Source organism: Campylobacter aviculae (genome assembly GCF_005406215.1).
Classification (GTDB): domain Bacteria; phylum Campylobacterota; class Campylobacteria; order Campylobacterales; family Campylobacteraceae; genus Campylobacter_D; species Campylobacter_D aviculae.
In genome coordinates, this window is sequence record NZ_NXMA01000022.1 from 1 (window position 1) to 10,532 (window position 10,532).

Here is a 10,532-nt window from a genome sequence, read left to right on the forward strand (position 1 = left end):
TGCAAATGCACATTCAGCAACTACTGAAAAAATTATAGCACAAAAAGACAAATCTACAAATGATTTTAAAACAAAATTGGAAGAATTTAACGCCAAAAATAAGAACTATACTCAAACTAAAGAAAAGGAGTTAAAACGATGAGTAAACCTATAATTATTAACAATCAAATAAAGGATAAAAATGAATATTTCTTTAAAAAATCTAAATAAAAAGATATAACATTGGAGCCACAAATGCAAAATAATAAAAATATTCAAGTTATTTTTCTTATTGTAGCTAGTTTCATTTTCACATACTTACTAACACCTGTTGTTTTTTTCTTTTTAAATAAAGTGAAAATCATAAAAGCGATTGAAATTTATAATATCAATTTTACTCTACAAGCAATTACTAATAATTACCCAAAAATATGGCTTTCTTTAGGTATTACTTTTGGTATTTGTTTTCTTATATTTTCTATTTTGGTGTTATCTTTAAAAGCCAAAAAATCTCAATTTGGTGAATCTAGATTTGCAAATTTTAATGAGATTAAAAAAATGAATTTATTTGGTAATAAAGGCATTATTATCGGTAAATACAAAAAAAAGTTACTAAGATTTGATGGACAGCAATTTGTAGCTTTAGGAGCTCCTACAAGAAGCGGTAAGGGCGTAGGTATAGTTATTCCAAACTTATTAGAATGGCAAGAAAGTGCTGTAGTGCAAGACATTAAACAAGAATGTTTTGACTATACAAGCAAATATAGAAAAGAGATTTTAGAACAAGAAGTTTATTTGTTTAATCCATTTTCAAGACAAACACATCGCTATAACCCTTTAACCTATATTGATATGAGCGATAAAGAACATTGTGATAGTCAATTAATGGACTTAGCTAATATACTTTATCCACTTGACGGAGATTCTACATCGAAATTTTTTAATGGCTTAGCACAAAACCTATTTATAGGACTTTGCTATATGTGGAGAGATTTAGAATTAACCGACAATGGAAAAGATTTTCAAAGTGAGTTTAATGTAGATGTAGGAAAATTTAACTTTTACAATATTTTACAACTCTCAAAAGGTTTTTCACTCAAAAATGAAAATCAAACTTTAAAAGGTTTTGATGATACTTATAATTTTTTAGTCTATTGTGAAATCTTAGATGAAGCAACTATAAGGCGTTTAGAAAGCTATTTTAATATTAATTCAGACGCCACTAAATCAGGTGTAATGAGTTCTTTTAACGCTCCACTTGTTCCATTTGAAAGCGAAACGTTAAGATTAAGCACAGAAACAAGTGATTTTGATTTGAGAGATTTACGTAAAAAGAAAATGACAATTTATATAGGAATTACGCCTGATCAATTAGCAAATGCACAATTTATTTTAAATATTTTCTGGTCGCAACTTATTTTATTAAACACCAAAGAATTGCCACAAAGTAATAAAGACTTAAAATATGCTTGTTTAATGGTTATGGATGAATTCACTGCACCTGGTAGAATTCCTATTTATCAATCTGCAATAAGTTTTATGGCTGGATATTGGTTACGCTCTTTGATGATTTATCAATCTAATTCACAGCTTGAAACACAACCGCCTTTAGGCTATGGTAAAGAAGGTGCTAAGACACTCTTAACAAATCACGCTTGTCAAATTTTTTACGCACCAAGAGAACAAGAAGACGCAGAGGCTATTTCTAGAATTTTAGGAAATACTACTTTTAAAACAAGTTCAAGAAGTATTAATTCAGGTGGCAATGGTGGCGGATCAAGAAGCATTAGTGAAGCAAGTAGAGCCTTAATGTTACCACAAGAACTTAGAGAAATGCCTTTTGAAAATGAACTCATTACTATTGATAGTGGCAAACCTATTTTATGCAACAAAGCGTTTTATTATTCTGATTCTTATTTTATGGATAAATTTAAATCCGTTTCAAAAAGTTTATCAACAATAAAAAGAATCCCTTCACGCAAACAATTAGAAAACGCTATCTTAAAAGGGGAATGTAAAATTCAAATTCAAATTATAGGAGAAAATAATGACAAAAAAATCGCTTAGTAGTTTAGCCTTTATGGCTTTTGTAATAGTAGGATGTTCGGCTCCTAAACCAATGGAACTAGATAATAGTTCTGCTTTGGCTGTCAATAATTCTATTTTAGAAAAAAAATATAATTTTGTCCCTAAAGATCCTTATTTGAGTGGATTTAATTGGACTTATCATATTGTAGTGGAGAAAAAAACAATTAATGATGATTTCATTAAAAATGATCTTATCACTAAAACTTTTTTGCTCGCTCATAATGCTACAAGAATTATTTTAGTAGGTAGAGAAGATTTGATCGAACAATATAAGCAGTATTTTAAAAAAAATCAAGTTTTAGCACCTATTGAATTACAACCTGTAGATCCGATAGAGGAAGACTTTAACAAAGTTAATATTTTATTTTTTAACAAAACTAATTTTTAAAAGGAGAAAAAATGAAAAAAACATTACTACCATTCTTTATTTTTGGTGCAATAAGTAGCGTAAATGCTTTAAATTTAGAAACGCTTACAGGTGATACTAAATTATCTTGTGAAGCCCTACTTTGTTTGGCAAGTCCTATTAAACCACCTGAATGTGGTCCTGCATTGGCTAGATATTTTGGAATAGATGCAAGACATTGGAGTGACGTTATTACTAAAAGACGTAATTTTTTAAATTTATGTCCTACAGATGATCAAAAAGATCCTGAATTATCTAAATATAAAAATGAAATTTTAGTTAATTTAGATGGTGAATGCTCCACGGATTCCTTAAATAAAAGAATTGAAAAGACTATATTAAGAACAGAAACTATTTGCACTTCAAATGGAGCAGGAAATGGAAGCACTTGCAAAGATGTTTCATATTATGGATATAGAATAAATCCACAACTTACAAATTCTTGTAAGCTTTTAGCTTCATCCAAATATACAGATTACCATTTAAAATATACTTGCAATAGTAAATTTTACGAAAAAAAGGATTGGGATAATGGGTATGAGTTAAAAGAAATATCACAAGAAATCTATAATGCTTTACCTGTTTCACAAAGAGAACAAGGAGAGAAATTAACTCCTATAAGTTATGTGGAATTTGTTAGATTACCTGCTAATAAAAGAAAACAGGAAGGATTTCGCAAATATTATAGAATTGATATTGGTTATTATCAAAAAATAGTTATCAAAAAAGATTGTTGGATAAATGAGAAATAAAAATGAATGAAATTAACCCTGAAGAAAACGATCTTTTTGAACTTGAATGTGTCAATGATGAAAATAACTCAAAAAATATAGTTGCACAAAACTATAATGAGTTATTAGAAAAGTTTGAAAATCTTATAAAGGTGATTATTGCCAAAATTAATATTGGCAAACAAAACTCACAAAACAATACAGAAGATGGTATTTTTAAAGATTTAGAAAGTAATATTATAGAGCTAGATAACACTTTTCTAGCGATTATTTCTTACTTTAAAAATCCGCCTAGCGATGAAGAGAAAGAAATTATCAATAAAACAGCTTCCATTAAAAAAACAATGGAAGATTTTGCAGAATTTGCTAATAATATTGAAAAAATATCGTTGGACGATAAACTTAAAAAATATAACGAACAAATTAGCAAATTTTGCGAGATAGTAGAATATAAACTTTCTCATAACGCAAAAAATTATAATACTTTTCTTGATCGCTTTGTCGAAGATGGAAAACAAAAATTGAATATATTTTCAGAAATTTTTATAAAAATGACAAAAAATGCTAAATGGTATCTTATATTTTTTAGTTTTACATCTACTGGAGTAGGCATAATACTTGGTATTTTAATACTTCTTACCTATACGAAATATTTAGAATATGGCAAATTAAGAGAAAGAATAAATACAATCACTCAAGGTTTAGCTACTATCTCTGTTAATGAAGATAATAAAAGCTTCACCTTGAGCTTTGCAAAAAACAAAAAAACTATTTTTAATGAGAATAAAAATAGTATTCAAATCACACTACAAGGAGGTGAATGAACAAAGAAATTATATACAAAAAAATGCAAAAAACAAATCATAAATTTTTAAAAAAGGATAAAAAATGGCATTTGGAAAACTAGTTAATGATAAGATTGTTATTGATACCAACAATGCTTTAAACTACAAGAATAAAGAAGGTGATATTCAACAAAGAAAAATAGATACTGCTTTAATCGACGTTATTAAAGAAGCTGGGCAAGTTGCTGCAATGGAACACGGAGCTGTGCTTTTTTCAGCGAAAATAAATGATGAGTGGAAAAACTATTTTGTCAATAGAGATGAAAAAACTCACAATATAGTTTTAAAACCTACAAATTCACAAAATAGAGATGATTTTATCTATATAAACTCTAATGTAAATGAACAGGGTTATTTTTATTACACAATTAATCAAAAACGAGAATCTGCAAAAGAATTAATTGAAGGGGTTGGGGTCATAGAACGCCAAAACCAAGATGGAACTAAAAGTCATTATTTAGAAACTAATGTAAGACTTTATAATGAAGAGTTAAAACAAGAACTCAAAGAAAAAGGTAATGAGTTTATAGCCGTAATTTCAAATGCTGGAATTAAGGTTGTTAATGAAGCTGAAATGAAAGCACAAAAACAAGAGCAACTAATGCAACAAACTCGAGAAATTAAAGAGCCTCAAAAAACTCAAGACAAAAGCTTTGAAAGGTAAAATATACACCCATAAGGGTGTATATTTATAGTTAATATTATTTATTAATATTTTCTAATATTTATTAATAGTATAAAGAAATAAATGACAAATTTAGAAAGGTAAAAAGTGAGATTATTTATAGCTGAAAAGCCTGAACTTGGCAGAGCAATTGCAGAAGGATTGGATGGCAACTATAAAAGCGGAGAAGGATATATACAAAAAGGTGATAATATTGTTACTTGGGCTTTTGGACATATTTTAGAACTTGCTAAACCTGAAGAATATAATGAAAAATATAAATTATGGAAACTTGAAGATTTACCACTACCTATTAAAGAATTTAAATATCTACCCAAAAAAGATAGCGAAAAACAACTAAAAATTATTTGCAATCTTATTCATAGTAATAAAATTACCTCTATTGTAAATTGTGGTGATGCGGACGATGAAGGTCAAATTCTTGTCGATGAAATTGTGCAATATTCTAAAACTTCTAAACCTATATTTAGAGTTTTAATTAATGATTTAACACCAAAAGCAGTGAGAGAAGAAATAGCAAAAATTAAACCAAATACAGATTTTAAAGGAATGAGTGAAAGAGGTTTTGCAAGAAGTCAAGCAGATTGGATTGTTGGGATGAATCTTACAAGAGCCTATACCGTAATTGCACAAAAAAATGGTTTTGAGGGTGTTTTAAGTGTCGGTAGAGTGCAAACTCCTATTTTAGGATTAGTAGTAGCAAGAGACAAAGAATTTGAAACATTTAAAAGCATAGACTATTATTCTTTACTAGGAGATTTTGAAATTAACAATAGTATTATTAAAGCAAGATTAAAAACAGAGGAAAAAATTTTAGATGAGAATATAGCTAAAGAAATTAAAAATTCTTGTGAAAATCAAAGTGCAAATATAAGCTTAAAAATAGAAAATAAAAAAGAATATCCGCCACTGCCTTATAACTTACTTATTTTACAGGCGGAATGTGCAAAAATTTTTGGATTTAGTCCTGATAAAACACTACAAATCACACAATCTTTGAGAGAAAAACATAAAGCAATAACTTACAATAGATCTGATTGTCAATATTTACCTGAAACAATGTTTGAAGAAGCACCAAAAATTTTAAACTGCATAAAAGAGAATTTAAACAATGATGAAATCAAAACTCTCATTTCTAATAGCGATACAACAATAAAAAGTAAAGCTTTCAATGATTCTAATATTTCAGCACACTATGGAATAATACCTACTCAAAACAAAATTTCATCTCAATTAACTCAAGATGAGCTTTATGTTTATGATTTAATTGCTAAAAGATTTATTATTCAATTCTTTAATCCTAGAGAATATCAAACTTCTACAATTAATTTAGAAATAAATCAAAGAATTTTTACTGCCACACAAAATAAAACGATAAAAAACGGCTTTAGGAGTTTATGGCAAAATATAGATAATGATAAAGAAGAGCAAGATGGTGATAAGAATGAATATGATCTATCTAGTTTAAAAGATGGTGATATTGCAAAATGTTCTTTAATACAGATTGAAAAGAAACAAACAAAGCCTCGTCCTTATTATACTATGACAACATTACTTAAAGATTTAAATAGCGTTGCAAAATATGTAACAGATGAAAGAATAAAAAAACTTTTAATTGAAAAAGACAAAGATAAAAAAGGAGAGAGTGGGGGTATTGGCACTCCTGCAACAAGATCTAATCATCTAAAAACCCTTATCTATAGAGGCTATATAGAGGTAAGTAAAGACAAAAAACAGGTTGTTAAATCTACAAAAAAAGGTAAAAATTTAATCGCACTTTCTCCGAAATTACTTACTACGCCTGATATGACAGCTTTATGGTTTGAGCAACAAAAAATGATAGAAACATTGGAACTACAAAGAAATCAATTCTTAGAAGAAGTTACAAAAGAAGTTATTAATGAAATTCAAAGAATTAGCAATAATGAAGACTTTAAAATACTAGAAGATGAAAATAAACCAAAAATTCAATGTCCACAATGTAATAAGGGATTTTTACAAAGAATAAAAAGTAAAAATGGAAATAAATGGTGGTGGGGCTGTAGTGAATTTAAGCAAGGTTGTAAGGCTATGTATTATGATGATAATGGGAAACCGAAAATATAAATTTACACAAAAATATATAATATTAATAAATATAAATATATTTTAATTTATTTAAATTAATTTAAATAAATAATATTATAGTTCTATGAGACAATGGTGTAATATGAAATTAGGTGATTTTGATTTTAGGATTTGGGATAACACAAAAAAAGTTTTTTTAAAACCAAATCCTTATATCTTTATTATAAAAAGTGATAAAGAAAAAATAAATGTCGGTGCAGGGATTAAATATAAAGATTTAGGAGTTAAAGATGTAAAGGGATATTTAGATATTTTAAAGCCTGATGAATTAGATATAGAAATCGAGCTTTGGACTGGACTTTATGATAAAAATGGAAAAAAGATTTATGAGAATGATGTTATAGATACTCCTATTATGGCTTATTCTAGGCTTGTTAAGCTTAGAAAAGGAGTATTTAATCTTGTGCCATCGCTTAATCATTATATAAATTTAAAAGATAAAGAAAAAATCAAAGAGAATTATTTTAAAGCCATAATGTCATTAAGTCAATTAGAAAAATTAGAAAAACTAAATGTGATAGAAGTTATTGGAAATATCCATAACAATAGAGATTTATTTGAGAATTTTTAAAAGGAAAAGATAAAAATGTCAAAAAAACTTTATGATTTAATATGGGATGAGGCTGAGTTATTAATGGAAAAACTTCAAAGAAAAAATATAAAACTTACAAAAAATGTCTTTTTAAATTTTTTATATGGAATTATAAACAAACACAATCAACTTAAAACATACGATCTATTTAATAGTAAAAATACTTTTGCCTTTGTTTCAAAGGATAGAAAAAAATACATAATAATATCTTACGAAGAAGAACAAGAACGAAAAATAGATTTATCAGGATTTAATTTAAAAGGAAAAGATCAGACTTTTTATGAACTAAAACATTTTTACGAAACAAATTATAAGAAAATTAATTTGAAAGATTTTAAAAAATAATTAATTAAAAGGAGAAAAATTTAATAAAATTTTTATTTTATTTTCAATTAGAATATAATATTATATAATGTTATTTTGGTATTTAAACAAAGATAAGGTATTTTATGCATGAACGAAATTTAAAAATTAATATTAATAAAATTCAATACTGTTATAATAAAAATGAATATAATAAAAATAAGGAAGATTTAACTAACATAATTAAAGAATGTTATAATTTAAAAAATGAATCTTTTGATGGAACAAAAATGCAAAATTACTTTTTTCCTCAAATTTCACAAACTAGTATATTTTTATCTCATTCATATAAAGATATCAAAAAAGCTTTATATATAAAATCAGAAATTGAAAATAACTATAAAAATGTAAAAGTTTTTGTTGATTCTTTGTATTGGCAATCTGTATATGATGCTGAAATAAATCTCGCTAAACAATATCAAACCAATACTGTATTAAAAAATTTACATATTATGATTTCAACAGCTATTACTCAGATGATACAATCTAGTCGATATTTTATTTTTCTTGAAAGTGAAAATAGTATTATCGACATTAAACATAATAAAACTACAGAATCCCCTTGGATTTATTTTGAGCTAAAAATTGCAAATATGTTTAATCAAAAAGAAATAACATATGGTTATGAAAATTTCTTAGAGAGTCTTCAAGAGAATAGAAAAATACCAATGAGATGTTTTTTTAATATTGATGATATTATTAAAAATATGACAGAAATAAAGTTAAATGACTTATTGAATATGTTAAAATGAAAATAGAAGATAAATTAAAAATTCTTACCGAAGAAGTAAAAAATTTACAAGAAATTATAAAAAGAATGGCTTCAAATTCTTTAGAAATTAAAAAATGGACAGTAGCTTTAGTTGTAAGTGCATTAATTCTGAAATTTGAACATAAATATATAGCTTTTATTCCTCTTATTGCTTTTTGGATTTTAGATTCATACTACTTAAGGCAAGAAAAATTATTTAGAAAAAAATATGATGAGATTATTGCTACAAGAATGTTTAGTGATAATAATTTCTTTGATGTAGATCCAAAAAGATATAATAAAGAAGTTGATCCGGTTTCTAAAATTTGTTTTTCTATAAGTATACTTCCTTTTTATGGAAGTATATGTATTATTTTAATATTTATTTTAATTTATGACTACTTACCTTTCTTAAATAAAATATGTTTTTGTATAAAGTATAATTTTGCCTGGAGTAACTAAACACATTTTTGAAAAAGATATAAGAGATATATTTCACATGTGGAATTCTCAGCTTAAAACTATTATACCGATTTTACCAAAAAGATATACAAAAGAAGATGTAATTGACTTATTAAAAAAATACTACCCACATGAATGGAAATCTGTAAAAATAAAATACAATTACTATACAACAAAAGATCGACATATTAATAAACACAAAAAAAGAACAAGATACAATATGCAAAACCCAACTTCTTTAATCAAAAATGTTTCTTTATTTAAAAAGATTACAAACAAAGATTATCAAGAACAACATTATGAAAAATATGATGAAATATATAAACAAAAAATGGAGAACCAATTGTGGAATAAAAGATTTCCAAAAATAGATAGAATAAACAAAAAGATAAATAAAGCATTATTAAAAACACAACAAATGTATCCTAGTTTTTTAGATAAACTTATTGGTTTTTATGAAAGTAAAAATACATCACAAAAAGACAGAATGTATATTCTTGTAGAACTGAAAAAATACTATTCAAGTAAAATAATCCAATTTTTTTTTAAATTAAATGATACAGAGCTAAATAGACAATTGCGCGAAAATGCATTTTATCATTTGCAAAGTTTTAATTATCAACCAAGACTCAGAAGACAAAAGTATATACGGATCCATACTAAAAATAAAAAAAGGAAGGAAATTTTAAAAAATATTTATGCAAAAGAACGTTGTTGCATACAAGGAAATCCTCAAGAGCTTGAATACCGCATAAATAATGCAAAAGAACAAAAAATTAAAGAGTATGATTTTTTTATTTCACATAGTTATTTAGACAGTGAAGAAATTCAAAAATTAATAACTTATGAAAATAAAAACAATAAAAATGTATTCTGTGATTGGATATGTGATAATGATTATCTTAAACGAAAATTACTATGCGAAGAAACTTTAAAAGTGTTAGAAAAAAGAATGGAGCAATCTAAAGAAATGATTTTTGTTGAATCGGATAATTCAAAAAAATCACCATGGTGCAAATATGAATTAAATTATTTTTATAATTTAAAAAAGCCGATATATATTATATCAAAAAATTCTATTCAATCAAATAATTTTCAAATAAAAACAATGGATGACTTATGGTTTATTGAAGAAGATTTCAATAAATTAGATTATCATAAATTATTACTTTTAAATAGGTAAGATTTACTAAGAAAAATATTCACTCATAATTCTAAAAGCGTAATACAAAAAGATTATGAGCGATGATTTTATAACACAGCTTTAACAGCAGGCATTAAATCGTTATTTTCCTCGATTTTAAGCATTCTAACATCTTTAACACAAGCAGAAAAGCAAGGTAAAGTTTTAGCTAATGTTTGTATTGTTGTAACACAAATAACAGCATTCATTTGTTGTTCTTAAAAAATTCCATTGCACTTTCGCGAGGTTTTTCAAGTGATTTAGAATATTGTGCTTTATAAGCATTAAAACATTCTTTATCTTTTAATTCAGACTCAGGA

11 protein-coding genes and 1 pseudogene are annotated in these 10,532 nt (G+C 25.9%); 11 read left to right on the forward strand and 1 reads right to left on the reverse strand.

Features of this window, described 5'->3' with window-relative positions:
* Positions 1 to 234: 234 nt before the first annotated feature.
* The 11 genes from CQA76_RS08355 (at position 235) to CQA76_RS08405 (ending at position 10,212) form a co-directional block, all read left to right on the forward strand.
* Positions 235 to 2,046, forward strand: coding sequence for a type IV secretory system conjugative DNA transfer family protein (locus tag CQA76_RS08355; protein WP_137621222.1), 1,812 nt, complete (start codon positions 235 to 237; stop codon positions 2,044 to 2,046).
* The gene (locus tag CQA76_RS08360) at positions 2,027 to 2,455 is read left to right on the forward strand and encodes a cag pathogenicity island Cag12 family protein (protein ID WP_137621223.1); all 429 of its coding nucleotides are present in this window, start codon (positions 2,027 to 2,029) and stop codon (positions 2,453 to 2,455) included. The genes CQA76_RS08355 and CQA76_RS08360 overlap by 20 nt, the downstream gene beginning before the upstream one ends.
* A gap of 11 nt (positions 2,456 to 2,466) precedes the next feature.
* Entirely contained in the window at positions 2,467 to 3,225 is a 759-nt protein-coding gene (locus CQA76_RS08365) for a TrbM/KikA/MpfK family conjugal transfer protein (RefSeq protein ID WP_137621224.1), read from the forward strand.
* A 2-nt stretch (positions 3,226 to 3,227) separates the two neighbouring features.
* The gene (locus CQA76_RS08370; RefSeq protein ID WP_137622940.1) at positions 3,228 to 4,028 is read left to right on the forward strand and encodes a hypothetical protein; all 801 of its coding nucleotides are present in this window, start codon (positions 3,228 to 3,230) and stop codon (positions 4,026 to 4,028) included.
* A 64-nt stretch (positions 4,029 to 4,092) separates the two neighbouring features.
* Positions 4,093 to 4,713, forward strand: coding sequence for a hypothetical protein (locus CQA76_RS08375; protein ID WP_137622941.1), 621 nt, complete (start codon positions 4,093 to 4,095; stop codon positions 4,711 to 4,713).
* A gap of 108 nt (positions 4,714 to 4,821) precedes the next feature.
* Positions 4,822 to 6,840, forward strand: a complete 2,019-nt coding sequence (locus CQA76_RS08380; protein ID WP_137622942.1) for a DNA topoisomerase 3 — start codon at positions 4,822 to 4,824, stop codon at positions 6,838 to 6,840.
* A gap of 103 nt (positions 6,841 to 6,943) precedes the next feature.
* The gene (locus tag CQA76_RS08385) at positions 6,944 to 7,432 is read left to right on the forward strand and encodes a YopX family protein (protein WP_170999736.1); all 489 of its coding nucleotides are present in this window, start codon (positions 6,944 to 6,946) and stop codon (positions 7,430 to 7,432) included.
* Positions 7,433 to 7,447: 15 nt separating this feature from the next.
* Complete coding sequence (locus CQA76_RS08390) at positions 7,448 to 7,798, forward strand: hypothetical protein (RefSeq protein WP_137622944.1); 351 nt, start codon at positions 7,448 to 7,450, stop codon at positions 7,796 to 7,798.
* 104 nt (positions 7,799 to 7,902) lie between these two features.
* Positions 7,903 to 8,568, forward strand: a complete 666-nt coding sequence (locus tag CQA76_RS08395) for a hypothetical protein (protein ID WP_137622945.1) — start codon at positions 7,903 to 7,905, stop codon at positions 8,566 to 8,568.
* Positions 8,565 to 9,029: a hypothetical protein gene (locus tag CQA76_RS08400; protein ID WP_137622946.1), complete on the forward strand. Its 465-nt coding sequence runs from the start codon at positions 8,565 to 8,567 to the stop codon at positions 9,027 to 9,029. The genes CQA76_RS08395 and CQA76_RS08400 overlap by 4 nt, the downstream gene beginning before the upstream one ends.
* Complete coding sequence (locus CQA76_RS08405; RefSeq protein ID WP_137622947.1) at positions 9,013 to 10,212, forward strand: TIR domain-containing protein; 1,200 nt, start codon at positions 9,013 to 9,015, stop codon at positions 10,210 to 10,212. The genes CQA76_RS08400 and CQA76_RS08405 overlap by 17 nt, the downstream gene beginning before the upstream one ends.
* 68 nt (positions 10,213 to 10,280) lie before the next feature.
* Here the strand turns inward: CQA76_RS08405 and CQA76_RS08410 are convergent.
* Positions 10,281 to 10,430: pseudogene (locus CQA76_RS08410) on the reverse strand (virulence factor); the annotation flags it as partial.
* Positions 10,431 to 10,532: the final 102 nt, after the last annotated feature.

Bases quoted from the DNA above. Each gene is read 5' to 3' on its own strand.
- CQA76_RS08355 (WP_137621222.1), top strand. From the start codon at position 235: ATGCAAAATAATAAAAATATTCAAGTTATTTTTCTTATTGTAGCTAGT.
- CQA76_RS08360 (WP_137621223.1), top strand. From the start codon at position 2,027: ATGACAAAAAAATCGCTTAGTAGTTTAGCCTTTATGGCTTTTGTAATA.
- CQA76_RS08365 (WP_137621224.1), top strand. From the start codon at position 2,467: ATGAAAAAAACATTACTACCATTCTTTATTTTTGGTGCAATAAGTAGC.
- CQA76_RS08370 (WP_137622940.1), top strand. From the start codon at position 3,228: ATGAATGAAATTAACCCTGAAGAAAACGATCTTTTTGAACTTGAATGT.
- CQA76_RS08375 (WP_137622941.1), top strand. From the start codon at position 4,093: ATGGCATTTGGAAAACTAGTTAATGATAAGATTGTTATTGATACCAAC.
- CQA76_RS08385 (WP_170999736.1), top strand. From the start codon at position 6,944: ATGAAATTAGGTGATTTTGATTTTAGGATTTGGGATAACACAAAAAAA.
- CQA76_RS08390 (WP_137622944.1), top strand. From the start codon at position 7,448: ATGTCAAAAAAACTTTATGATTTAATATGGGATGAGGCTGAGTTATTA.
- CQA76_RS08395 (WP_137622945.1), top strand. From the start codon at position 7,903: ATGCATGAACGAAATTTAAAAATTAATATTAATAAAATTCAATACTGT.
- CQA76_RS08400 (WP_137622946.1), top strand. From the start codon at position 8,565: ATGAAAATAGAAGATAAATTAAAAATTCTTACCGAAGAAGTAAAAAAT.